This is a genomic window from Acrocarpospora sp. B8E8 (genome assembly GCF_039871605.1).
GTDB classification, from domain to species: domain Bacteria; phylum Actinomycetota; class Actinomycetes; order Streptosporangiales; family Streptosporangiaceae; genus Acrocarpospora; species Acrocarpospora macrocephala.
In genome coordinates this window covers 41208-65744 of sequence record NZ_JBDPLV010000053.1, presented here as the reverse complement: position 1 = coordinate 65744, position 24537 = coordinate 41208, and the positions used below count along the sequence as shown (strand labels likewise).

Below are 24537 nucleotides of genomic sequence, written 5' to 3'. Positions count from 1 at the left end.
TCCGAGTCGTGCCCTCCTCCTTACTGTGCCCACGGATCACAAGGTTAAGACATTACGTGTTGCTGCCGACGTGGCAGGGGCCACATTTGTCGGAGGGACCTGTTAGCTTCCTGCGACATGCGCCTGCTGCATACGTCGGACTGGCACCTGGGCCGGTCGTTCCACCGCGAGAGCCTCTTGCGCGCGCAAGAGGCCTTTGTGGACCATCTCGTGGCCACGGTTCGGGAGGAGCGCGTGGACGTGGTGCTCATCTCGGGAGATGTCTATGATCGGGCCCTTCCTCCGGTCGACGCCGTGGCGCTCTGCGGTGAGGCGCTGGCGCGGCTGCGTGCCCTCGATGTGCATACCGTGGTGATCAGCGGGAACCATGACTCTCCGGTGCGGCTGGGGTTCGGGGCCGATCTGATGGATCGGGTCCATTTGCGTACCGATCCGGGGCGGTCCTGGCTTCCAATCGTCATCAACAATGTTGGATTTTTCGGCATTCCGTACTTGGAGCCGGAGTTGGTGAAAGGTCCGTGGCAGCTGGCCGAGCGGACCCACACGGCCGCGATCACCCATGCCATGGACCGGATCCGCGCCGATCCGCGCGAGCGCAAGGTGGTGCTGGCGCACGCGTTCGTGGTCGGCGGCGCGGCCAGCGACAGCGAGCGCGACATCACCGTCGGCGGCGTGGCCCACGTGCCGCTGACCGCGTTCGAGGGCGTCGACTATGTCGCCCTCGGCCACCTGCACGGCCGCCAGCGCATGAGCGAAACCGTCCGCTACTCGGGTTCCCCCCTCGCCTACTCCTTCTCCGAGGCCGACCACGTCAAAGGCTCCTGGCTGATCGACCTCGACGCCGCCACCACCGCCTTCGTCCCCGCCCCCGTCCCCCGCCCGCTCCGCAGGATCCGCGGCCACCTGTCCGACCTCCTCGCCCTGGACCCAAGCGACCACTGGATCCAGGCCACCCTCACCGATCCGGTACGGCCAAAGGCCGCGATGGAGCAACTCCGCACCCGATTCCCCCATACGGTGGACCTGCGTTTCGCCCCCGAAGGCGGAATCGAGCCGATCGCCCGCAGCGCCCGGATATCCGGCCGCCCGGAGATCGAGGTGGCCCTCGACTTCGTCCGCGAGGTCAGGGGCGAGCCCGCCGACGCCGACGAGCGACGGCTGCTGGAAGACGCGATCACGGCCTACCGGATCAAGGAGACGACGGCGTAGATGAGGCTGCACCGGCTGCGGATCTCAGCCTTCGGGTCCTTCCCCGGCGTCGAGGAGGTCGATTTCGACACCCTCGGCGCGGCGGGCCTGTTCCTCATCCACGGCCCCACCGGCGCGGGCAAGACCACCGTCCTCGACGCGGTCTGCTGCGCCCTTTACGGTGTGGTGCCCGGTCTGCGCAACAGCGCCCGCACGCTCCGCTGCGACCACGCCCCGCCCAATCGCGGGCCCGAGGTCCTGCTGGAGGCGACGATCCGCGGCCGGCGCCTGCGGATCCGGCGTTCGCCCGCCTGGCTGCGTCCCAAACTCCGTGGTCAGGGCATGGTCACCGAGAACGCCAAGGTCATCGTCGAAGAGCTCAAGGACGATTGGGTTGGCCTCACCACCCGTATCGACGAGGCCGGAGACCTCATCGGTGGCTTGCTCGGCATGAACCTCGACCAGTTCGCCCAGGTGGCCATGCTGCCCCAGGGGGAATTCGCCCGCTTCCTCCGCGCCGACGGCGACGACCGCCGCAAACTCCTGGAACGCCTCTTCTCGGTCCGGCTCTTCACCGGGGTGGAGAAATGGCTCGCCGACCACCGCCGCGAAACCGGCCGCGCGGAGGAATCCCTCCGCGCCCAGGTGCACGCCGCCGTCAACCAGATGCGCGGCGCGGCCGGTCCCGCCCTCCTCGCCGAAACCGTCCTCGACCCCGACTCCGACCCGCTGGGGTGGAGCGCCGCCCTCCTCGCCGCCGCCGATTCCGCCGCCCGCGACTCCGCCCAGGCCTGTACGGCGAGCGAAGCCACGCTCGAGTCCGCGCGTGCCCGCTACGACCAGGCTCGGGCCCTCGCCGAACGGCGCCACCGCCATGCCGACGCCGTGTTGCGGCGCGACGAGCTCGAGTCCACCGCGGAGGAACGCGCCGACTTGGAAACCCTCCTCGCCGAGGCCGCCGCCGCGGATCGCGTCCTGCCCTTGATCCTCCAGCACGATCACCGCACGGCGCTGGCGCGGGCCGCCATCGCGCAGGCGGAAGCCGTACAAGTGGGCGATGTCGCCCCAGAAGAACTAGCTGTCCTCGAACAGGATTATCGAGATGAAATCGCACGCCTGAATCAGCTTGAACCCGAGGAAGCCCGCCTGGGTCTCCTTCGTACCGCCCGAACGGAGGCGGCCCGCGAGCTCCTCTCCCTGGAGAAGACCGAACACGAGATCAACGACCGCCTGGCCGTCCTCCCCGACGACCTGCAAGAGGCTGAACTCCGCCGCACCGCCTCCCACCACGCCGCGACCACCCTCCCGCTCGCCGAATCGGCCCACGAAGCAGCCGAATCGACCCTCAACAAGGTTCGCCACCGCGATTCGCTGGCCCAATCTCTAACCCAGGCGCAGGCGAACCAGCGCGCCCGCCTGCTCGCCCTCGAACAGGCGGCCCCTCACCTATTCCACGATCGGGATCACTCGGAATCGGCTTTGGCTCGGTGGGAGCGGGGTTGCCGGGAGGAGGCTGCTCGGCTTCAGGAGTTGAGTGCTGAGGAAGCCCGGTTGGGTGTGGTTCGGGATGGGCTGAGGAGTCTGCGGAGCGAGGGCGAGCGTTTCGGGCGGGCTGAGGCCGAGGTGGGTGCGCGGCTGGCGGAGCTGCCTGAGGAGTTCGCCGCGGCCACGGCCGAGCTCGGCGAACTCCGGGCCCGGGTGGCGGAGATTCCCGCCGTCGAGGCTCGGTGCCTGGCGGCCCGTGGGCGGTTCGACGCGGCGCTCCGGCGGGAGGAACTGGCGGACGAACTGGCCGAGGCGGAGGAGGTCAGGCGGGCGGCGACCGATGAGGCGCAGGTGATGCTGGACCGGTTACTGGCCGTCCGGCAGGCGCGGATCGACGGGATGGCGGCGGAACTCGCGGCGAGTCTGGTCGCGGGGGAGGCCTGCGTGGTCTGCGGGTCCGAGGCGCACCCGGCGCCCGCCGAGTCCTTCGCGGACGCCCCGGGCGCGGAAGACGAGGAGGCGGCTCAGGCCGATTCGGATGGGGCGCAGAGCGCGCGGGAGGCCGCGGAATCCCGGGTGGCCACGGTCGCCTCGCGGCTGGAGTCGGCGGCAGATCAGGCCGATGGGCTGCCGGTGGGAGACGCGGAGGCGGCCTGGACGGGCGAGGAAGACGTGCTCTCCGGACTGCGGGCGCTGGCGGCGACGGAAGAGGACCTGGCGGCGCGAGTCGAGACGTTGCGCGGCGAGCTGGAATCGGCCCGCGAGCGGGCGGAGGAGGTCAGGCGCGCGGTGACCGAACTCCGAGCCGAGGAGGCCGCGCTTCTAGGCGAACAGGACCGAATCGTGGCACGGCTCGACGAGGCCAGATGCGACGACGCCTCCGTGGCCGAGCGGAGGACCCGGATCGCCGGTGAAGCCGACCTGATCTCAGCGGCCGCCGACGCCGTCGCGGGCGCCGTCAACGCCCAAGCCGCTTACGACGCCGTCCGCGACACCGTGGACCTCACCGAAGAAGCCGCCGTCCAGGCCTGTACAGACGCGGGACTCGAACTCGCGCGGGTCCGCATGACCGCCGCACGCGAACCGGCGGACGCACGGGAGGTCTCCCAGTTGACCGCCGAACTGGCCGACCTGGAGAACCGGGGCCGCCAGAACGCGATCGACCTCGCGTCCGCCCGTACCAGGGCAGAACAGATCGCGGCCGACGAGAATCGCCTGGCCGAGATCATCAGAGCAGCCTGCGGCGACGACCCCACCCTGACCGTCCGGATGTCCAGGCTCGCCATCGAGGCCGACCGGCTTCGCGCCGCGTCCGCCGCCCTGCGCTCCGCCGCCTCAGCCGAGGCCGAACGCGAGACCGCCCACGAGGCAGCAGTCCGCGCCGCGCTCGACGCCGGTTTCCGCGGCATCGAAGACGCCCGAGCCGCCGTACGGACCGGGGCAGAACGCACGATCATGACCGACCGCCTCAACGCGCTCCGCGACGAGCACGCCGCCATCACCGCACTCCTGTCCGACCCGGAACTCCTCGCCGCCGCCGCGGAACCACCCCCCGACCTGGCTCGCCTGACCGAAGAACGCGACCAGGCCGAACACGAACACGAAGACCGCACCTCCACCCGCGACCAGGCCCGTCACCGCCACGACCACCTCACCGCGCTCTCCGCCGACCTGGCCACCGCCGTGAAACGCCGCATCCCCGCCGAAGCGGCCCACCTCCTGGCCCGCCGGATGGCCGAACTCGCCAACGGCACCTCCACCGACAACCAGTGGGACATGGCCCTGTCCGCCTACGTGCTCGGCGAACGCCTCCGCCAGGTCGTCGACGCCGCCAACGACCGCCTCACCCACATGTCCGGCGGTCGCTACCTCCTGCAGTACGACAAACGCCGAAGCGCCGCCTCCCGGACCCGCTCCGGCGGCGGCTTGGGCCTCCGCGTCCTCGACGCCTGGACCGGCATCGACCGCGACCCCGCCACCCTCTCCGGCGGCGAAAGCTTCATCACCTCCCTCGCCTTGGCCCTCGGCCTCGCCGACGTCGTCACCGCCGAGGCCGGCGGCACCGACATAGGCACCCTCTTCGTCGACGAAGGCTTCGGCACCCTGGACGAGGACACCCTCGACGACGTCCTCGACATCCTCGACTCCCTTCGCCAAGGCGGCCGAGCCGTCGGCGTCATCAGCCACGTCTCCGAACTCCGCACCCGAATCCCCACCCAACTCCAGGTCAAGAAATCCCGCACCGGCTCCACGCTGACCACCCACGCCTGAACACGAGTACGCCGATTACCAGTCTCAAGCGACGTGACAGACGGGCGGGTCGTACCCAGATGGCCGACAACCTCGCTGAGCCGGGAACGCTGGTGAGTTTGTCCGGGGTTCGGGTATGGCCTGCTGCTCGCGCTCACCTCGATAACGAATCACCGCGTGATCGTCCTCTGGGCCGCTATGGGGTTGCTCTTGACGTGCGGGTCAAGGGTTAGGGTCACCACGCCCTTTGGCCGTGAATCTGAGGAGCGTAACGTGCCGTCCCTGCCGCACATGTCAAGAGAAGTCCGGCTCGCCACCGTGCCGGACGGGCTGCCCAAGCCAGAGCATTTCGTGGTCGCCGAGGTCCCGCTGTCAATGCCGGACGATGGCCACGTGCTGGTCCGCAATCGTTTCTTCCACGTCCTCGCCGCCCTTCGCACGTTGATCGGTGGGAGTGTGAAGGGCTCGCCCATGCCGCCGCTGCACCCCGGCGACGCCCTGCTCGGCCCCGCGATTGGGGAGGTCGTGTCGGCCACCGGGGATAGCGGGCTGCGGGCGGGCGATCTGGTCTCACACTGGTTGGGCTGGCGCGAGTATGCGGTCGTGCCGGTCGGCCAGGTCACGCCGTTGGGCGACGCGTTGCCCGACCCCGTCGCGCATCTGGGCCAGGGCGCGCTCGCCTACGCGGCGCTGACCAGGGATGCCGAGGTCAGGCCGGGGGACACGGTGTTCGTCTCGGGCGCCGCGGGCGCGGTCGGATCGCTGGCCGGGCAGATCGCCCGGCTGCTCGGCGCCGGTCAGGTGATCGGCAGCACCAGTTCGCGAGAGAAGGCCGATCGGCTGATCTCTGAACTGGGGTACGGCGCGGCCGTGATCCGCGGCGCGGCGCCGATCGAGGAGCAGCTTGCGAAGGTCGCCCCTGACGGCATCGACGTCTACCTGGACAACGTCGGCGGCGACCAGCTCCAGGCGGCGGTGGCCACAGCCCGGCCTGGCGCCCGGTTCGTCCTGGTCGGCGCACTGTCCGGCCAGATGTCACCCCACGGAACGGGTGGGACGGCGCCAGTCGAACTCGACACCTACCAGCTAATCCTCAAGCGCATCTCGATCCAGGCGTTCCAAGGCCTCGACGAGCAGGCACGATCCCAGTGGCTCGAACGCTTCGGAGGTTGGCTACGCGCGGGCGACATCACGTTCCCGCACGTTCGGGTCGCGGGCATCGATTACGCACCCCGGGCGTTGCACGAAGTGCTCGAGGGACGGCATTTCGGGACCGTCATCGTCGAACTGTAGGACCTCTGGAGGACGGATGCGCATCGGTGACGCGGCGGCCGCGGCGGGCACCACGCCCCGGGCACTGCGGTTCTACGAGCAGCGCGGGCTGCTGACCCCGCCCCCGCGCACGATGACCGGCCAGCGTGAGTACGGGGAGCGCGAGGTGGCCCGAGTGCGCATTATCCGCGAGTTGCTGTCGATCGGGCTGACCATCGAGGACGTCCGTAGTTGCGCTGATCGCCTGGAACTGCTGGACGGCGACACGCTGCCGCCCCGTGGCGGCCCCGGGCTGCACCATGTCGAGCGGCGTGGTGGAGCGCAGGATCGCCGCCCTCGACGCGGAGATCGCTCGCCTGTCCCAAGTGCGCGAACAACTCGCCGCGCGGGCCCGGGTGGAGGAAGACGCATGAGGCTTGGACGGCCTTCTCCGACGTAGAGTTCACTTTGATGAGCACAGACCGCAATCCGCCGGGCTACATGACCGAGGACCTGCAGTTGCGGGAGATCTCAGGCCCGCCGAGCTACAAGGGAATCACCGATAAATCCGTCGACTACATCGCCATCGCGAATCAGTCCGACGTCATCATCGCGTACATCTACGCCAACAACGAGGACGACGTTGTGGGGTGGCAGATACGTCCCGCTGCCGGCCACGAGGCGCACAGCGCCTACTATCCATGGATGATCAAGCTGCGTGACTGCAAGGCACGTGGCCTCAGGCCATCGGCTGCCCTCGACGAACTCGTTCGGGACGAAATCGACGCTCCGGCGAATCCGTGCAGCCATGTCGTCCCTGGCTCGCGGCAGCACGCCGTTGGGCTCGCGGCGCTCAAGCAGATCGCGGGTGCGCCGCCGACAGTCGCGAAATCGTCGTAGCCCAGGCTTGAGGGCGGGCGTCTAGGCGTCTCAGGCTTCAGCCTGGCGGGTATGTGCGCTTGCCCGGTACCAAATCAAGGCATATAGTACCGCTCGTGATACCCATCCACGACTCGTCGATGGCCGTGTCGGTCGGAGCTGCCAGAGCTCAACCCACACCGACGACGGAACCGTTCTGGTCCGCCGCGCGCGACGGCAGGCTTGACATCCAGCGGTGTGACTCTTGCGCGACCGTCGTGTTCTACCCGCGGGTTTCGTGCGTCGGGTGCGGCGCTCGGGAGTTGACGTGGGTAACTGCGAGCGGGCGAGCCACGCTGAGCAGTTTCGTCATCGTTCATCTGCCTGCTCCGGGGTTCGAGGACGCCGTTCCGTACGTTCTGGCGATCGTCCGGCTCGTCGAAGGTCCGTCGATGATGACCAACATCGTTGGCGTCGAACCGCGGCCAGAGAACCTGCGGGTGGACATGGAGCTGGAAGTCCGGTTCGAGCAGCGCGCTGGTCGCGTCTTGCCCGTCTTCGCTCCGGCCGGGGGTGTCCGTTGAGGAGGTCGCTCGCCGCGATCATCGGGGCCGCCGAGACCGACCTGGGGCGGCTGGACGACCGCTCTGAACTGGACCTCCATGTGGAGGCGGCGCTTCTCGCGCTCGCTGACGCGGGACTGATTCTGGCGGACGTCGACGGCGTCACCAGCGCTGTCCACAACCCGGTGGAGGTGGCACATGCCCTCGGAGTCGAGCCCACCTGGTTCGACGGCACGACCGTCGGGGGCACGTCGTTCCTCGTCCACGTTCGGCACGCCGCGGACGCCATCGCTGCGGGCCATGCGAATGTGGTGCTCGTCCTCCATGGTGAGTCCCGCCGGTCGACGGTCGGCCGCCACCCGCGGCCGATCCCGGCCGACGGCATGATGGGACAGTTTGAGCTCCCCTACGGCGTCTACGGCCCGCCAACCATGTTCACTCTGCCGTATATGCGGTACGCGCATGAGACCGGCACGACCGTCGAGCAGTTGGCTGCCGTGCCGGCGATTCAGAGCGAATGGGCTGACGGTAACCCGCGCGCAGCACGTCCGACCCGAGTGTCTGTCGATGACGTCCTCGCCTCCCCGCCCATCGCCTGGCCGTTCACCAAGCTCATGTGCTGCATGGTCAGCGACGGTGGAGGCGCACTCGTGGTCACGGCCGCGGACCGAGCCAAGGACGGCAGGCGACCCCCGGTCTACCTCTGGGGTGCCGGTGAGGCCGGCCAGAGTCCTCTGGTGTCCCAGATGCCCGACCTGACGAGGGCAGAGACGTTCGAGCGCTCGTCGACGGCGGCCTTCAGAGAGGCGGGTATCGCGGTCTCCGACATCGACCACCTGATGATCTACGACGCCTTCGCTCATGTGCCGCTCTACGGACTCGAAGCGCTGGGAGTTGTCGGCAGGGGAGAGGCGGGCGCCTTCATTGCCGACGGCAACACCCGCCCCGGCGGTGGGATGCCCCTCAACACCAATGGCGGCGGCCTGCGCTACACCCATACCGGCATGTACGGAATGTTCGCGATCCAGGAGTCCGTTCGTCAGCTCCGCGGTGAGGCCTTCGCCCAGCTGGAGGACGTCGAGATCAGTGTCGTACAGGGAGTGGGCCACTTCTTCTCCGAGGCTGCGACGCTGGTCTTGTCGAACCAGGAGCCGATGTGACCACCTCGACCGATGCCGGAGCGCGGGAGGCCCGCGGGTTCTACGAGATCGCCGCCGCCGATCCCCAGCGCGCTGCGATCCACGTCGACGGTGCCGTGGTCACGTACGGCGACCTGCTCGGCCAGGTCAACCAGTGGTCGCACCTGCTGTCGGGGCGCCGAGGCGTGTCGCGAGGCGGAACGATCGCCGTGGTGCTGCCCAACAGCCTCGACTTCGTCGTGGCCCAACTCGCGGTCGAGCAGACCGGTCTTCGCATGGTGCCGGTCAACTGGCACCTGACCGCTGCGGAGATCGCCTATCTCCTCGACGACTCCGGCTCCGGCCTGGTGATCACCGATCCGCGGCATGCACATGTCGTGGGGGAGGCGGCGGCCGAGGTCGGCATCGCCGGCGACGCCCTCCTCCTCACCGGTCAGCCGGACACCGGGATCGCCATCGAGGCGCTGCTCGCCGAGCAGCCGGTGGCGACGCCATCAGGGAGGCACGCCGGATCAATGCTGTTCTACAGCTCGGGGACCAGCGGTCGCCCCAAGGGCGTCAGACGCCCCTTCCCAACCAGCACACCGGATGAGGCCGCCGACGCCCGGTCCCGCCAGCGCTCGGCCCAGTTCGGGATGGGTGAGGAACACCAAGTGCATCTCGCCGTCGCGCCGCTCTACCACCCGGGCCCGAACCTCAACGCTCTCAGCGCGCTGCACCTGGGTCAGGAGCTGGTTCTCCGGCCGCGTTTCGACCCACGGGAGATGCTCGAACTCATCGACGCCCACCGGGTGACGAGCACCTTCATGGTGCCGGTGATGTTCCACCGGATGCTCGAGCTCCCCGAAGCGGATCGTGCCCGGTTCGACGGGTCCTCGCTCGAGGTCGTCATGCACGCCGGAGCGCCCTGTCCCGTCGAGGTCAAGCACAAGATGATCCGCTGGTGGGGCCCCGTCCTCACGGAGTACTACGGATGCACCGAGTTCGGCATGGCCACCTTGGTGACCTCGCAGGTCTGGCTGGACAAGCCAGGCTCGGTTGGTCGCGCCGCCGACGGGATCTCGCTGCAGATCCGCGACGACCACGGGGTGAGCCTGCCGCCCGGTGAGATCGGGACCATCTGGGTCCGGGGCGGCTACGAGTTCGCCTACAGTGGCGCGGCCGTGAGTGCGGCCAGCGACCAAGAAGGCCCCGCCGACGGCTTCCGGACCGCCGGCGACGTCGGGTACCTCGACGAGGACGGCTTCCTGTACGTCGGCGACCGGCGGGCGGACCTGATCCTTTCCGGGGGCGTCAACATATACCCGGCCGAGGTCGAGGCTGCCCTGGTCACCGAGCCCACGGTCGCGGACGCCGTCGTCGTCGGTGTCCCGGACACCGAGTGGGGTCAGCGAGTGGTCGCTGTCGTCGAGCTCAAGCCCGGCGAAGAGGCCGGAGAGGAAGCCGTCGAGCGGCTCCGCCGCCACCTCGCCCCCCGTCTCGCACGCTTCAAGAGCCCGCGCGAGTACCGGTTCGTCGACTCGGTCCACAGAACGTCCCTGGGGAAGGTCAACAGGACTCGGATCCTGGACGAGGTTCTTCTCCCGACGACCGCGAAAGCACGACCCGCCGGCGACGCGGCCGCCCTCACCCGCCGTGTGCTGTGCACTGATCGAGAGGAACCTAGGTGAGCAACAAATCCCCGGTGTACGTGGTCACCGGCGGGGCCGGTGGCCTCGGAGGCGCCACTGCCCGACGATTGGCGGATCGTGGCGCGACGGTCGTCGTGACCGACATCGTCGCCGTCGACGAAACCGCCGCGAAGGCACGGTGGGGAGAAGGCATCACCTTCGTGCAGGGTGACGTCTGCTCCGAGACGGACCTCGCCGGTGTCTTCGACATCGCTGCCGACCGCGGGCCGCTGCGTGGGCTCGTCCACTGCCCCGGCAAGGGATTTCCCCGTCGGATTATCGACCGCGAGGGAATCCCCTTCCCCCTCGATCAGTTCGAGAACGCCCTGCGGCTGAACCTGGTGGGGACGTTCAACGCATTGCGTCTCGCCGCAGCGCACATGGCCGGCAACCAACCGGACGAGGGCGAGCGCGGCTCCGTCGTCATGACGGCATCGGTCGCAGCCTGGGACGGACAGGTGGGCCAGATCGCGTACGCCGCTGCGAAGTCGGGCGTCGTCGGCATGACCCTGTGTGCGGCGCGCGACCTGTCCGACCTGGGCATCCGGGTCAACACGATCGCACCCGGAATCTTCGACACGCCGCTGCTGGCCCGATTCGGCGCCGAGGTTCGCGACCGGCTCGCGGCCACGGTCACCTTCCCCCGACGTCTCGGGGACCCGGAGGAGTACGCGTCGCTAGCCGACGAGCTCCTGCACAACCGATACCTCAACGGCGAGGTCATCCGGCTCGACGGCGCGATCAGGATGGCTGCCCGGTGACCGGGGCCACCGACTCCGTCCTCTTCGAGGAGGCGGACGGCGTCGCGACGATCACGCTCAACCGCCCGGAGGTGCGCAACGCCGTCGACGCGGTGATGGCGCAAGCCCTTGCCGAAATCGTCGACCACCTCAACGAGCGCAGCGACCTTCGGGTCGCCATCCTCACCGGGGCAGGGGGGAGCTTCTGCTCGGGCATGGACCTCAAGGCGTTCGTGCGTGGTGAGCGGTCCTCCATCCCCGGTCGTGGGTTCGCGGGATTCACGGCTCGACCGCCCGCGATCCCGGTGATCGCCGCCGTTGAGGGTGCTGCCGTCGCCGGCGGATGTGAGCTCGTCCTCGCGTGCGATCTGGTGGTTGCGGGGCAGTCGGCGAGGTTCGGCGTACCCGAGGTCAAGCGGGGCCTGGTCGCCGTGGGCGGAGCGCTCCTCAAGCTTCCCGCGCGGATCCCTTACCAGATCGCCATGGAGTGGATCCTGACCGGCGACATGGTCGGCGCCTCCCGCGCGCACGACGTCGGTCTCGTCAACGCCGTGGCACCGGACGGAGATGCGCTCGCGGCAGCGCGGGCGATGGCGGACCGGATCGCCGCCAACGGGCCCCTGGCACTGCGAGCAAGCAAGGAGATCGTCATGACCTCGTGCTCATGGCGCCACGATGAGGCGTACGACCGCCAGCTGGAAGTCGCCCGCCCTGTCATGGAGTCGGCGGACGCTCGTGAAGGGGCGCTCGCCTTCGCCGAGAAGCGCCGACCGGTCTGGAGCGGCCGATGAACAGCGGGCCTCTCAACGGTGTGCGGGTGGTCGAACTCGGCGGGATCGGCCCGGCGCCTTTCGCCTGCATGATGCTCGCGGACCTGGGCGCCGACGTGATCCGGATCGATCGCCCCGGAGCAGAGCTCCACCCGGTCCTCCACCGCAGCCGGCGGTCCATCGCGCTGGACCTGAAGTCCGAGCAGGGACGCACGGTCGCACTGCGGATGATCGAGGCCGGCGACATCGTCATCGAAGGCTTCCGTCCGGGTGTCGCCGAGCGCCTCGGCATCGGCCCGAGCGACGTCCATCGCGCCCATCAGCGGGTGGTCTACGGCCGGATGACCGGCTGGGGTCAGGACGGACCGTGGGCGCAGCTGCCAGGGCACGACATCAACTACATCGCCCTGACCGGAGCGCTTCATGCCATCGGCCCGGCCGGCGGCGACCCCGTCGTCCCGTTGAACCTGATCGGCGACTTCGGCGGGGGCGGCATGCTCCTCGCCTATGGCGTGCTCGCCGCCCTCGTCAGCGCTCGCACGACCGGTCGCGGCCAGGTGGTCGACGCGGCGATGATCGACGGATCGGCTGCACTCATGGCGATGCTGCACGGCTACCTCGTCGAAGGTCGATGGGTGGACCAGCGCGGGGTCAACCACCTCGACGGGGCGGCGCCGTACTACCGCACCTACGAATGCGGCGACGGCCGGCATGTCGCCGTCGGCTGTATCGAGCCCCAGTTCTACGCCGCCCTCCTGCACGGACTGGAACTCTCCGATGATCCGGCGTTCTCCAACCAGGAGGACCGCGACCGGTGGCCGGTGATGATCGAGCGGTTGCGGGAGAGGTTCGCCTCACGATCCCGCGACGAGTGGGCAGAGGTGTTCGCGACGAGCTCGGCGTGCGTCACGCCCGTCCTGTCGATGAGCGAGGCACCGCTGCACCCGCACCACGCCTATCGACAAACCTACGTGGCTCTCGGCAGCGGCCACATGCCTCGTCCGGTTCCACGATTCGACCGGACCCCCGCAGGCGACCCTCGGCCGGCGCCGATCGTCGGTAGCGACGGCGCGGCGCTCCTCGCTGAACTCGGCATGGATCAGCGCGAGGTGCGGCGTCACGTCGACGCCGGGGCCGTCGTGCTGCCGTCCGGACTCGAGGACCGGTCGTGAGGGCGGCAGGCGGGCTCGGGTCCGTCCAGGAGGTGGTCTACCGGCACCTGTTCGACGGGATGACGATCGCGGTCGGAGGTTTCGGCCTCTGCGGCAACCCGTTCGACCTGATCGAGGCGGTACGCGACTCAGGGGTGAAGGATCTGACGATCGTCTCCAACAACATGGGTGTGGATGGCAAGGGCCTCGGTGTTCTGCTGGAGGGCCGGCAGGTGCGCAAGGTGGTGGCGTCGTACGTCGGCGAGAACCAGTTGTTCGCCCAGCAATACCTCGACGGGGATCTCGAGGTCGAGTTCACCCCGCAGGGCACGCTCGCGGAGCGACTTCGGGCCGGCGGCGCCGGTATCCCTGCCTTCTACACCCCGACCGGTGCGCATACCTCGGTCGCCGAGGGTAAGCCCACGATGGAGATTGACGGCCGCATCTACCTTCTCGAGCGCGCGATCGTCGCCGATCTCTCACTGGTCCGGGCGCAGAGCGCGGATCGGGCGGGCAACCTGACCTATCGCCGGACCGCCCGCAACTTCAACCCTGTCGTCGCCACGGCGGGACGGGTCACGATCGCGGAAGCCGAGCAGCTCCTCCCGGAGTTCATCGACCCTGACGCCGTGGAGACACCGGGCATCTACGTGGACGAGGTGGTCGTCGCCTCGCCCCGGAAGAAGGAGATCGAGCAGCGCACGACGAGGAGAGCGGCGCATGTGGACGCGTGAGGAGATGGCAGGTGTCGCGGCCCGGGAGCTGGCCGACGGCTCCTACGTCAATCTCGGCATCGGGATCCCCACGCTGGTCGCCAACCACGTGCCCGCGGGCATGCGAGTCACGCTGCAGAGCGAGAACGGCATGCTGGGCATGGGGGAGTTCCCCGTCGAGGGCGAGGAGGACGCCGACCTGATCAACGCCGGGAAGCAGACGGTCACGATCAACCCGGGTGGGAGCTTCTTCGGCTCCGAGCAGTCCTTCGCGATGATCCGGGGCGGCCGTGTCGACCTCGCGATCCTCGGCGCGATGCAGGTCTCCGAGCTCGGCGACCTGGCCAACTGGACCATTCCGGGCGTGCTGGTGAAGGGGATGGGCGGTGCGATGGATCTCGTCGTCGGCGCGAAGCGCGTCGTGGTCGTCACCGACCACACCGCCAAGGACGGCCGTTCGAAGGTCGTGAGGTCGTGCGACCTCCCGTTGACCGGGCGGCGTGTCGTGGACCGCATCATCACCAACCTCGCAGTGTTCGATGTGACGGACCAGGGACTCGATCTGGTCGAGCTCGCCCCGGACGTCACGCTCGAGGAGGTACTCGACCGCACGGCATGCGATTTCGCCGATGGTCGTAATCGGCAGGACGAGCTCAGGAGGAGCGCACGGTGACCGACCACACCATCTACCAAGGTGCCCGGGTTCTGGTAGGAGACCCCCGCGCAGGCTCCTTCCAGGACGTCGACGTCGAGGTCGTCGAGGGACGTGTCGCGCGCCTCGGCAGAGACCTGGAGGCCGAAGGCGCCCAAGTCGTCGACGCTGGCTGGGCCTGGATCATCCCAGGATTCGTCGACGCCCATCAGCACATGTGGCAGGCCACGATGCGCGGCCTGACGGCCGACTTCACCCTCGCCGACTACGTCTGGGTCATCCGCCGGAATCACTCCGGAATCCATCGTGCGGCGGACGTCTACAACGGCACGCTCGGAGCCGCCGTCGGACTGCTCGACTCGGGTACGACGTGCTCGGTCGACTACAACCATTGCATCGTCACGCCGGACCATGCCGACGCCGGTCTCGAGGCGTTCCTCGAGTCGGGCATCCGCGGCGTGTGGTGCTACGGCCTGTACGACCAGCCGGCGACGACGAGGACGTTCACGAGTGTGGAGCAGCGGATCGCCGACGCCCATCGGGTGCGCAACACCCGATCCAGCGACCTCGAAGACCGGGTCAGGTTCGGCATCGCGCCGACGGAGATGAGTCTGGTCGGCATCGATCAGGTCGCCCGCGAGATGCAGGTGGGCCGAGACCTCGACTGCCTCATCCACACCCACACCAACGCTCGCTGGCGGCCGGGCTACCCCTCGGAAATCCAGCAGCTCGCCCAGGCCGGTCTGCTGTGGGCGCACCAGCTGCACTCCCACTGCAACACCGCCGACACCGCAGACCTGGCTCTCCTCGCAGAGTTCGGGTGCAAAGTCTCCTCTACGCCGGAGACCGAGCTCGGCATGGGGATGGGGTACCCGATCGCCGCGGCGGCGGACCGCGCTGGCGTCGCGGCCGGGCTCGGTACCGACATCCAGTCCAACAACTCACCCGACATGTTCACCGCGATGCGGCTGATGCTGTCCGGCGAGCGCGCGCGGAGCAATCAGAAGGCCCTCGAGGAGGTCGGCATTTACGCGATGGAGGGACTTCAGCTCAAGGCAGCGGACGTGATGCACTACGCGACGCTCGGTGGTGCCATCGGCCTGGGCCTGGAGTCGGAGTGTGGGTCGATCGACGTGGGCAAGGCAGCGGACCTCGTGCTCATCGACCGCCGCGGGCCCAGGCTCAACCCGTCGCTTGACCCGCTCTCGACCATCGTGATGAACGCGACCATCGCCGACGTGGACACCGTGGTCGTCGGCGGAGAGGTCGTCAAGAGCGGCGGACGGATGCGTGCCGACCTGCTCGAGAAGGCGACGCGTGGGCTCCAGGAGTCCGGCGCCTACATCCGAGAGCAGTCCCAGGCCTACGGCGGGCTCGTGCCGCCCAAGCCGGACTGGTGGGGCGCGGACACGGCCGGGTCGGGCGCACCCACCACCAAGGCATGAGCAGCGGGACGGCACGAGCATGCGCTGGGTGACCTGCGAACTCGAGGGCGAGGAGCGCGTCGGGCTCATCGTCGGGGACGACGTCCACCTGCACGACAGGGGGCCCAGCCTGATCGAGGTGATCGACGGCGGTGAGGTGGCAGAGGTCGCTGCGCGCCTGCGGCGGTCGCCGTCCGACGTCCTGCCGCTCGAGAAGTGCCACCTCGTCTCGCCGCTCCCGCGGCCGCCTTCGGTCCGCGACACTGTTGGGTTCCTCGACCATGTCCGGGGCTGCCGCCGTGCCTACGGTCGGGATCCTCACCTGGAGGAGGTGTGGCACCAGGTGCCGGCGTTCTACTTCGGGAACCCGTCCTCCGTCCTCGGGCCGTACGACGAGGTGCCGATGGCACCCGGCTCGCGCTGGTTCGACTTCGAGCTCGAGGTCGGTGCCGTCATCGGTAGGACGGGTCGCGACCTCGGCCTGCGTGCCGCGCAGGAGGCCATCGTCGGCTATACCCTGTTCTGCGACTGGACGGCGCGCGACCTGCAGCGGCTCGACACGGCGCTGGGAATCGGGCAGGGGAAGGGCAAGGACTCGGGTCTGACCCTGGGTCCGTGGCTGGTCACCGCCGAGGAGATCGCGGACTCGGTGCGCGACGGCGCGCTGGACCTGGAGATCTGGGCGTCGGTGAACGGACAGGAGATCGCTCGGGGGACGCTCGCCGGCATGGACTGGACGTTCGCCGAGATCGTCTCCTACGTCTCGCGGGGGACCGATCTGCGCCCCGGTGACGTCATCGGCTCCGGCACCCTGCCCGGCGGGTGCCTGCTGGAGCACCTCACGGGGGATCCCGACACATTCGATCGTTGGCTGAGGCCGGGGGACGTGGTCTCCCTGGGGGGCGACCTCCTGGGGCGTACGGAGCAGAGGGTCGTCCCCGGTGTCCCGGTCCACCGTCTGCCGTCCGGATTCTAAGGGAGCTGGTGAACGTGGTCGAGTACACACGTGGGCTGCATCGTGTGGCCGAGGACGTCTGGGCGTGGCTGCTGCCCGATGGTGGGTGGGGTTGGAGCAACGCGGGACTGGTCCGAGGGGAGGGGGGGTCCTTCCTCATCGACACGCTCTTCGACCTGGAGCTGACCGGGGAGATGCTCGAGGCGATGACTTCGGTGACCGATGAACACCCGATTAGTGCTGCGCTGAACACCCACGCGAACGGAGACCATTGCTTCGGCAACCAGTTGCTGGGACCCGAGGTGACGATCCATGCGACGGCTGACACCGAGCACGAGATGCGACACGGTACGACCCCCGAGCGGCTGGCCGGTCTGGTGGCGGGCGATCACGAGCCGCTCCTGTCGGAGTTCTTTCAGCACTGCTTCGGCGCGTTCGCCTTCGATGGGATCATCCTGCGCGGCCCCGACACGACATTCGACGAGGTACGCACCGTCGACGTCGGGGGACGTCTGGTCGAGCTTCGCCGGCTGGGGCCGGCACACACATACGGCGACGCGGTCGCCTTCGTCCCCGACTGCGGGGTTCTCTTCACCGGCGACCTGCTGTTCAACGATGGTACGCCGATCATGTGGGCAGCCTCCATATCGAGCTGGATCGCCGCATGCGACCGCATGATCGAGCTGGGGCCTGAGGTCGTCGTCCCCGGACACGGGGCCGTGACCGATGTCGACGGCATCCTCACGATGCGCGACTACCTGGCGGTGGTTCGCGACGGGGTCGACGTCTCGCTGGCAGCGGGCCGCTCCTGGCGCGAAGCCGTCGAGCATCTCGATCTCGGGCCCTACGCGCGCTGGCCGCAGGCGGAGCGGGTGGTGGTCACCGTCTACAACGCCTACCGGGGTGCCCGCCTTGAAACGCCGGCCTCCCAGGCGACCGAGCTGTTCGCGGAGATGGCGCGGTGGAGACAGCGCCACCAGGGCAAGTGATCAACCTGGCGACGAGGCGACGATGCGGCGCTGGTATCCTCCTCGCCAGGAAAGTACCGCCGTGCGCTCGTGTCGGCCGCCCGGCGTCCACCGTGGGATCAAGGTGCTGAATGAGCGATGTGAGACCGAACCTGCTCTCAGCCCGGCAGGCCGACGTCCTCAATGCGCTTCAGGAGGTTTTCCTCGCCGAGGGCTTCCGCCACCTCACAATCGGTGACATGGCGGGGCTGGCGCACACCTCGCGTCGCACGCTCTACCAGCTCGGCCAGAGCAAGGAGGAGGTCGTGGTCGGCGTCATCGACCGATTCTTCAACGGCATGGGTAAGGACGCGTTGCGGCGGGCGCAAGACGCCGCCGGGGTCCACGATCAGATCGAGGCCTACCTGTCGGCGTCGGTCGAACGCAACCGGCGCGCCAGCCGCCAGTTCATCCACGACGTCGAGAACTACGCACCGACCCGGCACGTCTACGACCGGCACCAGGAGATCGCTATCCGCGAGCTCGAGAGCATCGTCCGCAAGGCGATGCAGAGGGGCGAGGTGACCGAAGGGACACCCGCCCTGTGGGCGGAGATGCTCGGTGCCGTGATTCGGCGCTTGCGGGACCCCGAGGTCCTCGATCGGGTCGGCGCCTCACGCGGCGACGCACTGGAGCTGTTCGGGCACTTCTGCCGTCGCGGACTGGCCTGAACACCGCGTCCCTGACGCCGTACCGCGCAGCTCCTGCTGCCGCGTGCCCTGAATCCGTCGTCTGATCGGCTCCTGCGACGAACGGTGGCCAGGCGTGCCCGAAACCCGCTGCCGATGCGTGCGGAGCGCGTGGCGACAGGGTTGACGTGGTACCAGAATCGTTCCTACGATACCGCTCACGGTACCTCACTGTGGGCCACATCACGTTGATAGGGCTGGACGTAGTCGGCACAGGGGTGTGCCGAAGAGCTCGATCGAGTTACTCGGATGAATCGATCGACCTGCCACAAGACGGCACGGTTACAGGACCCGCAGCCGCAAGAATCGAGGAGATGGGATGAAGAGAACTCGTATTGCGGCGCTGTGTGCGCCGCTCCTGGCGCTGGCTCTGGCCGGGTGCGGGGGGTCCTCGAGCGGCTCTGCCGGGTCGACGAGCACCGACGTGATCGACGAGGCGAAGGCTGCCACAGCGGCGGCGTTCGCGGGCACCGACCGTGCGCTGCCTGCCGCCGGGCCCCCAGCGCAGGAGGACAAGACCGTGTGGGCGCTCGCCTGCAGCACCCAGGCAGCGGGCTGCGTACTCCCCGCCGAGGGCTTCGTGGCGGCCTCGGAAGCCCTGGGTTGGGACGTCAAGCTCGTAGACGGCAAGGCCGATCCAGCGGTCTACAACGCTCAACTGCGCGCAGCAGCCGCCGCATCGGTGGATGCGGTCGCGCTGTTCGGCGTCGACTGCTCGATGGTGAAGGCCTCGATCGAGCACGTGCGGGGCGTGGACGTGAAGGTCTTCGGCGGCAACGCACTCGACTGCGACGACAAGTTCAGCGGCGGCGGAAAGCCGCTGTTCGACGAATACCTGCGGTTCAACGACGACCTGATCTCGTACGAGGACTACATGAGCACTTTCGTCGGCCCGACGATCGCCGACTGGGTGATCGCCGAGACCGACGGCAAGGCCGAGATCATCCTGATGCGCCAGGACGACAATGCCACCCTCCGGCTCGTCGGCGACTCGCAGGCGGAGCGGCTCGCCGAATGCGGCGGTTGCCTCGTGCACGAGGTCCCGTTCACTGCCGGTGACCTCTTCGGTGGCAAGCTCCAGGGCAAGGCCACGGCAGCGCTGCAGAAGCACCCGAATGCCGGCGTGGTCATGGTCCCCGCGGACTCCGCGATCACCCTGGGCGTCGGCGCCGCAGTCGACCAGGCCCGCAAGAGCGGTCGGGACGGACTCCTGCTCACCGGCAACGAAGGCGTGCCCTCGTCGATCGAGCTGATCCGTAAGGGGACCCAGTCGTACGCGGTCGGTCGACCGCTGACGTGGACCGGCTGGGCCGCCGCCGACGGGCTGAACCGCCTGTTCGCCGGTGTCGACCAGGTGGACTCTGGCACGGGTATCGGAAGCATGGACGCCGACCACCTCCCGGAGGGAGATGTCTACGACGGCAACCCGAAGTCGTCGAACTACCAGGGAAACTACAAGAAGATCTGGGGCGTGGACTGAGTGTTCCCCGCCACCGTCGACGCCTCGGCGAGCGCGCTGTCGCTCGTCGGGGTGTCGAAGACCTTCCCGGGCACGAGAGCCTTGGCCGACGTCAGCTTCTCGATCGAGCCCGGTCACTTCCACGCTCTGGTCGGCGGTAACGGATCGGGCAAGTCCACGCTGATCAAGATCCTCGCGGGCGTGTACGGCGCCGATCGGGGCGGATCTCTGCAGCTGGGCGACGCGACCTTCGACGTCGAGCGACTCTCGCCACGTTGGTCGCGGGAGTCCGGCATCAGGTTCGTCCATCAGGATCTGGGCCTGTTCCCGCAGCTGACCGTCACCGAGAACGTCCTGGCTGGGTCGTCGTACCCGCGCAGGGCCGGCGGGCTCGACTGGGGGGAGGCGCACCGCTCCGTGCAGCGACTCCTGGACGGTCTCGGTGCGGAGGTCGACGCGCGGACAGCCGTTCGCGACCTGCGACCGGCCGATCAGACGCTGGTCGCGATCGCCAGGTGCCTCCGCGACCGTGACGCGGGAGGGGTGGGACTCCTCGTCCTCGATGAGCCGACGACCCGCCTGCCCGCGGACGAGGTCGAGGGGCTGCTGCGGCGGCTGAAGTCCTATAGCCAGCAGGGACAGAGCATCCTCTACGTCACGCACCGCCTCGACGAGGTGCTCACATACGCCGACACGATCACGGTGCTCCGCGACGGGAGACACGTCGACACCCGCCCGGCCGCGGAGCACGATCGAGCCGGCCTGGTCGCCGGCATCGCCGGACATGCTCCCGAGGACGTCAACCGGGTGGGCCGCACCGCGTCGGACGCCGTGGTGCTGTCGGTGCGCGGACTCACCGGCGGCCCCCTGAAGGGCATCTCGTTCGATGTCAACTCGGGCGAGGTCGTCGCCCTGGCCGGACTGGTCGGAAGCGGTAGAACCAGCCTGCTGCAGAACATCTTCGGCGCGGTCCGCCCCCGTAGCGGGTCGGTGGAGGTAGCCGGCCTGCCCGTGCGTCGAGGCCACGTCGCGGACGCGATCGCCAAGGGGCTGGCCATGGTCCCCGAGGAACGGGGTCGCGATGCGGCGTTCCAGAGCCTCTCGGTCTCCGACAACCTCTCGGCGACCACGGTCGGTCGGTACCGACGCGGCGGGTGGCTGCGCCGTTCCGCCGAACGCCGCGACGCCGAGCGGGACGTGGCTGCCTACGGGATCAAGGGCGCCATCGATGCGCCCATCTCCAGGCTTTCCGGGGGGAACCAGCAGAAGGCCATCATCGCCCGCGCGATGAGGACCTCCCCAGCTGTGCTGCTCCTCGACGAGCCGACGCAGGGGGTTGACGTTGGCGCACGGGCCGACATCTACGCACAGATCGACGCCACAGTCGCCGCTGGCGCAGGCGTGCTCCTCGCGACGTCGGACCTCGACGAGCTGCTCTACCTGGCGGACCGGGTGATCGTCCTCGTCGACGGTCGGGTCACGTGCGAGGCCTCGGGTGACCGCATCACGCGGCGCTGGATCTTCGAGAACGTCTACCAGCATGAGAAGGCACCGAAATGACATCGCATGACGGCCAGAGCGTGACGCGCGCCATGAGTCCAGACATCGAGGAGGTGTCGCAGCGTCAACCGTTCACCTCGTTGCCGCGCGTCGCCGAGCGCTTCGGGCTCGTGATCCTGCTGGCGGCAGTGGCCGCCTACTTCGCGATCAACCCGGCGACCTCGGCGACGTTCCCGACCACATCGAACTTCCGCAACATCGTGGCCAACGAGTCGGTGCTGATCCTGGTCGCGCTCGCCGCGCTGATCCCGCTGGTCGCCCACCGATTCGACCTCTCGGTCGGGGCGATCGTCGCGCTGACGTCGATCGCGGCGGCCAAGGCCACCACCTCGATGGACCTCCCCATCCTGGTCGGCATTGGCCTCGCCGTCGGGACCGGCGCGATCATCGGCCTGGCCAACGGGGTGCTGGTCGCCTACTGCCGTGCGAACTCGCTGGTCATCACCCTGGGGATGGCGACCCTGCTCGGCGGGGTGGCCGCCAGTTGGTCGGGCTACCGGACGATCGTGGGTGTGCCCGAGGCGCTCACGAACTTCGGGAACGGACTCTGGCTGGGCGTTCCGCGGCCGGTCGTCCTCGTGGTCGCGGTCGCGCTGGGCGTGTCGTTCCTGCTGGGCCTGACGGTCTTCGGCCGGCGGCTGCTCTCGGTCGGAGTCAATGAGTCGGCCGCGCACCTCGTCGGCCTCCCGGTCCAGCGGACGGTCACCCTCAGCTTCGTCGCGTCGGGTGCGCTCGCCGGCCTGGCCGGTGCATTGCTGCTCGCCCGTACCGGCAGCGCGGCCTCCGGCGTCGGCGTCGGCTACCTGCTGCCTGCTCTGGCGGCGATCTTCCTCGGCTCGACGACGATCCGGCCCGGCCGCTACACCGTCGCCGGGACGCTCGTCGGCGTGTTCTTCGTGGCTATCAGCATCAACGGCCTGACCCTGGCCGGTGCCGCGGACTGGGTCGAGCCGGTGTTCAACGGTGGCGCGGTCATCGTGGCAGTCGCGGTCTCGTCGCTGCTGACCCACCGTCGCCTGACCGGCGCGGCCCGGCGATAGATAGGAGCATGGGATGTACGAGCTGAACGCCGAGGAGTCCGCCATCGTGTCGGTGGTGCGGGACTGGGTCGACCGGCAGGTCAAGCCGGTCGTCCGGGATCTCGAGCACGCCAACACCTACCCCGAGACGCTCATCGAGCAGATGAAGTCGATGGGGGTCTACGGTCTCGCGATTCCCGAGCCGTGGAACAGCGCGGGGGTGTCCACGCCCTGCTACGCCGCGGTGACCGAGGAGCTGGCGCGCGGCTGGATGAGCCTTGCCGGTGCCATGGGCGGCCACAGCGTCGTGGCGAAGCTCCTCGTCAACTTCGGCACCCAGGAGCAGCAGGACCACTACCTGCCGCGGATGACAACCGGTGAGATCCGGGCGACGATGGCGCTGACCGAGCCCGGCGGTGGATCCGACCTGCAGGCGATGCGCACCGTCGCTCGCCGGGACGGCGACGACTACGTCATCAACGGGTCGAAGACTTGGATCACCAACGCCCGTCGCTCACAACTCATCGCGCTGCTGTGCCTGACCGACCCCGATGCGCAGCCGACGCACAGCGGGATCAGCATCCTGCTGGTCGAGAAGGGTCCCGGCTTCTCGGTGTCACGTGACCTCCCCAAGCTCGGCTACAAGGGCGTCGAGAGCTGCGAGCTGGCCTTCGACGACCTCCGAGTCCCTGCGACGTCGTTGCTCGGGACCGAGGAGGGCCGCGGCTTCGGTCAGATGATGCGCGGTCTCGAGATCGGGCGGATCCAGGTTGCCTCCCGTGCCCTCGGCGTCGGCCGCGCTGCCTTGGAGGATGCGCTCAAGTACAGCCAGGAACGGGAGAGTTTCGGCCAGCCGATCTGGAAGCACCAGTCCGTCGGGAACTACCTGGCCGACATGGTGACCCAGCTGACCGCGGCGCGGCAGCTGGTCCAGTACGCGGCGCGCCGGTACGACGACGGTCGCGCGGACATGGAGGCCGGGATGGCCAAGCTGTTCGCGTCGGAGACCGCGATGAAGATCGCGCTGGACGCGGTCCGCATCCACGGCGGCTACGGCTACTCCACCGAGTTCGATGTCGAGCGCTACTTCCGAGACGCGCCGCTGATGATCGTTGGCGAGGGCACCAACGAGATCCTGAAGAACGTCATCGTCCGCCAGCTCGTGGCGCGCAACCGGGTGGCGCGATGACGGTGGCCGGGGCCGCGACGTGGCTGTTCGTCCCAGGCAGCGACGCCCATTGGTTCGGTAAGGCGGTCGCTTCGGGCGCCGACGCGGTTCTGCTCGACCTCGAAGATGCGGTCCGCCCCGAGGACAAGGACCAAGCACGTTCGGCGGTCCGCGAGTGGCTCGGCTCCGGCGGACGTGCCTGGGTGCGGGTCAACGATGCCGCGTCGCCCTGGTTCGCCGATGACCTCGACGCCCTGGAGGGGGTCGAGGGGCTCGCGGGCGTCATGGTGCCGAAGGCCGAGTCCCCGGGCGTGCTGGCTGCGGTCAGCGAACGGATGGGCCCGGTGGTCGCGCTGATCGAGACGGCGTTGGGCCTTCATCGGGTCCATGAGGTTGCGACGGGGACGGGCGTCGCGCGGCTGGCGTTCGGCTCGCTGGACCTTGCCGCCGATCTCGGTGTCGAGGATGACCCGACGCCGCTGCTCCACGCGCGCAGCAGCCTGGTCCTAGCCTCAAGGGTGGCCGGGCTCCCCGCCCCGGTCGATGGCGTCACCACGCTCATCCACGACGCCGACGCCGTCGAGAGGGACGCCCGTCGTGCGCGGAGCCTGGGCTTCCGCGGCAAGCTGTGCATCCATCCGGCCCAGCTCGCCGCCGCCGCGAGAGGTCTTGCGCCCGCTGAGGCAGAGATCGCCTGGGCGCGCGAGGTGCTCCGTGCCCAGGACGAGTCGCCAGTAGCCGTGAGCAGTGCTCCGGACGGCCGGATGGTCGACAAGCCCGTCGTCGAGCGCGCCCGGAACATCCTGCGCTCCCACCCTCAGTGAGG

The 24537-nt window shown here is 69.0% G+C and carries 22 protein-coding genes; all 22 read left to right on the top strand.

Annotated elements, in window-relative coordinates; genetic code table 11:
- Positions 1–117: 117 nt before the first annotated feature.
- Positions 118–1209 (top strand): exonuclease SbcCD subunit D, encoded by a 1092-nt coding sequence (locus ABGB08_RS37975; RefSeq protein WP_347600891.1) that lies wholly within the window; start codon positions 118–120, stop codon positions 1207–1209.
- On the top strand, positions 1210–4944 hold the full coding sequence (locus ABGB08_RS37970; RefSeq protein WP_347600889.1) for an AAA family ATPase: 3735 nt from the start codon (positions 1210–1212) through the stop codon (positions 4942–4944). It abuts the gene before it with no gap.
- A 252-nt stretch (positions 4945–5196) separates the two neighbouring features.
- Complete coding sequence (locus ABGB08_RS37965) at positions 5197–6216, top strand: NADP-dependent oxidoreductase (RefSeq protein WP_347600887.1); 1020 nt, start codon at positions 5197–5199, stop codon at positions 6214–6216.
- A 16-nt stretch (positions 6217–6232) separates the two neighbouring features.
- On the top strand, positions 6233–6634 hold the full coding sequence (locus ABGB08_RS37960; protein ID WP_347600885.1) for a MerR family transcriptional regulator: 402 nt from the start codon (positions 6233–6235) through the stop codon (positions 6632–6634).
- Positions 6635–6645: 11 nt separating this feature from the next.
- Positions 6646–7074 (top strand): hypothetical protein, encoded by a 429-nt coding sequence (locus tag ABGB08_RS37955; protein ID WP_347600883.1) that lies wholly within the window; start codon positions 6646–6648, stop codon positions 7072–7074.
- A 119-nt stretch (positions 7075–7193) separates the two neighbouring features.
- Positions 7194–7616 carry a Zn-ribbon domain-containing OB-fold protein gene (locus ABGB08_RS37950; protein WP_347600881.1) on the top strand — a complete coding sequence of 141 codons (423 nt, stop codon included), beginning with the start codon at positions 7194–7196 and terminating at the stop codon, positions 7614–7616.
- Positions 7613–8755 (top strand): thiolase, encoded by a 1143-nt coding sequence (locus ABGB08_RS37945; protein ID WP_347600879.1) that lies wholly within the window; start codon positions 7613–7615, stop codon positions 8753–8755. The genes ABGB08_RS37950 and ABGB08_RS37945 overlap by 4 nt, the downstream gene beginning before the upstream one ends.
- Positions 8752–10404 (top strand): AMP-binding protein, encoded by a 1653-nt coding sequence (locus tag ABGB08_RS37940; RefSeq protein ID WP_347600877.1) that lies wholly within the window; start codon positions 8752–8754, stop codon positions 10402–10404. Before ABGB08_RS37945 ends, ABGB08_RS37940 begins: the two co-directional genes overlap by 4 nt.
- Positions 10401–11165, top strand: coding sequence for an SDR family NAD(P)-dependent oxidoreductase (locus ABGB08_RS37935; RefSeq protein ID WP_347600876.1), 765 nt, complete (start codon positions 10401–10403; stop codon positions 11163–11165). Before ABGB08_RS37940 ends, ABGB08_RS37935 begins: the two co-directional genes overlap by 4 nt.
- Positions 11162–11935, top strand: a complete 774-nt coding sequence (locus tag ABGB08_RS37930; RefSeq protein WP_347600875.1) for a crotonase/enoyl-CoA hydratase family protein — start codon at positions 11162–11164, stop codon at positions 11933–11935. The genes ABGB08_RS37935 and ABGB08_RS37930 overlap by 4 nt, the downstream gene beginning before the upstream one ends.
- Positions 11932–13086 (top strand): CaiB/BaiF CoA-transferase family protein, encoded by a 1155-nt coding sequence (locus ABGB08_RS37925; protein WP_347600873.1) that lies wholly within the window; start codon positions 11932–11934, stop codon positions 13084–13086. The genes ABGB08_RS37930 and ABGB08_RS37925 overlap by 4 nt, the downstream gene beginning before the upstream one ends.
- Positions 13083–13799 (top strand): CoA transferase subunit A, encoded by a 717-nt coding sequence (locus tag ABGB08_RS37920; protein WP_347600871.1) that lies wholly within the window; start codon positions 13083–13085, stop codon positions 13797–13799. The genes ABGB08_RS37925 and ABGB08_RS37920 overlap by 4 nt, the downstream gene beginning before the upstream one ends.
- On the top strand, positions 13786–14451 hold the full coding sequence (locus ABGB08_RS37915; RefSeq protein ID WP_347600869.1) for a 3-oxoacid CoA-transferase subunit B: 666 nt from the start codon (positions 13786–13788) through the stop codon (positions 14449–14451). The genes ABGB08_RS37920 and ABGB08_RS37915 overlap by 14 nt, the downstream gene beginning before the upstream one ends.
- The gene (locus tag ABGB08_RS37910; RefSeq protein WP_347600867.1) at positions 14448–15875 is read left to right on the top strand and encodes an amidohydrolase family protein; all 1428 of its coding nucleotides are present in this window, start codon (positions 14448–14450) and stop codon (positions 15873–15875) included. Before ABGB08_RS37915 ends, ABGB08_RS37910 begins: the two co-directional genes overlap by 4 nt.
- 28 nt (positions 15876–15903) lie before the next feature.
- Positions 15904–16830 (top strand): fumarylacetoacetate hydrolase family protein, encoded by a 927-nt coding sequence (locus tag ABGB08_RS37905; protein ID WP_347600865.1) that lies wholly within the window; start codon positions 15904–15906, stop codon positions 16828–16830.
- A gap of 14 nt (positions 16831–16844) precedes the next feature.
- Positions 16845–17798 (top strand): MBL fold metallo-hydrolase, encoded by a 954-nt coding sequence (locus ABGB08_RS37900; protein WP_347600863.1) that lies wholly within the window; start codon positions 16845–16847, stop codon positions 17796–17798.
- A 110-nt stretch (positions 17799–17908) separates the two neighbouring features.
- A complete protein-coding gene (locus ABGB08_RS37895; RefSeq protein WP_155360982.1) occupies positions 17909–18487 on the top strand; it encodes a TetR/AcrR family transcriptional regulator in 579 nt (192 codons plus the stop codon).
- 337 nt (positions 18488–18824) lie between these two features.
- On the top strand, positions 18825–19985 hold the full coding sequence (locus tag ABGB08_RS37890; protein WP_347600861.1) for a substrate-binding domain-containing protein: 1161 nt from the start codon (positions 18825–18827) through the stop codon (positions 19983–19985).
- Complete coding sequence (locus tag ABGB08_RS37885; RefSeq protein ID WP_347600859.1) at positions 19986–21524, top strand: sugar ABC transporter ATP-binding protein; 1539 nt, start codon at positions 19986–19988, stop codon at positions 21522–21524.
- Complete coding sequence (locus ABGB08_RS37880; RefSeq protein WP_347600857.1) at positions 21521–22564, top strand: ABC transporter permease; 1044 nt, start codon at positions 21521–21523, stop codon at positions 22562–22564. Before ABGB08_RS37885 ends, ABGB08_RS37880 begins: the two co-directional genes overlap by 4 nt.
- Before the next feature lie 13 nt (positions 22565–22577).
- Positions 22578–23732, top strand: coding sequence for an acyl-CoA dehydrogenase family protein (locus ABGB08_RS37875; RefSeq protein WP_347600855.1), 1155 nt, complete (start codon positions 22578–22580; stop codon positions 23730–23732).
- On the top strand, positions 23729–24535 hold the full coding sequence (locus tag ABGB08_RS37870) for a CoA ester lyase (RefSeq protein ID WP_347600853.1): 807 nt from the start codon (positions 23729–23731) through the stop codon (positions 24533–24535). The genes ABGB08_RS37875 and ABGB08_RS37870 overlap by 4 nt, the downstream gene beginning before the upstream one ends.
- Positions 24536–24537 lie beyond the last annotated feature (2 nt).

Excerpts from the sequence above, each read along its gene's own strand:
- ABGB08_RS37975 (WP_347600891.1), top strand. The coding sequence starts at position 118 with ATGCGCCTGCTGCATACGTCGGACTGGCACCTGGGCCGGTCGTTCCAC.
- ABGB08_RS37970 (WP_347600889.1), top strand. The coding sequence starts at position 1,210 with ATGAGGCTGCACCGGCTGCGGATCTCAGCCTTCGGGTCCTTCCCCGGC.
- ABGB08_RS37960 (WP_347600885.1), top strand. The coding sequence starts at position 6,233 with ATGCGCATCGGTGACGCGGCGGCCGCGGCGGGCACCACGCCCCGGGCA.
- ABGB08_RS37955 (WP_347600883.1), top strand. The coding sequence starts at position 6,646 with ATGAGCACAGACCGCAATCCGCCGGGCTACATGACCGAGGACCTGCAG.
- ABGB08_RS37950 (WP_347600881.1), top strand. The coding sequence starts at position 7,194 with ATGGCCGTGTCGGTCGGAGCTGCCAGAGCTCAACCCACACCGACGACG.
- ABGB08_RS37925 (WP_347600873.1), top strand. The coding sequence starts at position 11,932 with ATGAACAGCGGGCCTCTCAACGGTGTGCGGGTGGTCGAACTCGGCGGG.
- ABGB08_RS37915 (WP_347600869.1), top strand. The coding sequence starts at position 13,786 with ATGTGGACGCGTGAGGAGATGGCAGGTGTCGCGGCCCGGGAGCTGGCC.
- ABGB08_RS37895 (WP_155360982.1), top strand. The coding sequence starts at position 17,909 with ATGAGCGATGTGAGACCGAACCTGCTCTCAGCCCGGCAGGCCGACGTC.
- ABGB08_RS37890 (WP_347600861.1), top strand. The coding sequence starts at position 18,825 with ATGAAGAGAACTCGTATTGCGGCGCTGTGTGCGCCGCTCCTGGCGCTG.
- ABGB08_RS37880 (WP_347600857.1), top strand. The coding sequence starts at position 21,521 with ATGACATCGCATGACGGCCAGAGCGTGACGCGCGCCATGAGTCCAGAC.
- ABGB08_RS37875 (WP_347600855.1), top strand. The coding sequence starts at position 22,578 with ATGTACGAGCTGAACGCCGAGGAGTCCGCCATCGTGTCGGTGGTGCGG.
- ABGB08_RS37870 (WP_347600853.1), top strand. The coding sequence starts at position 23,729 with ATGACGGTGGCCGGGGCCGCGACGTGGCTGTTCGTCCCAGGCAGCGAC.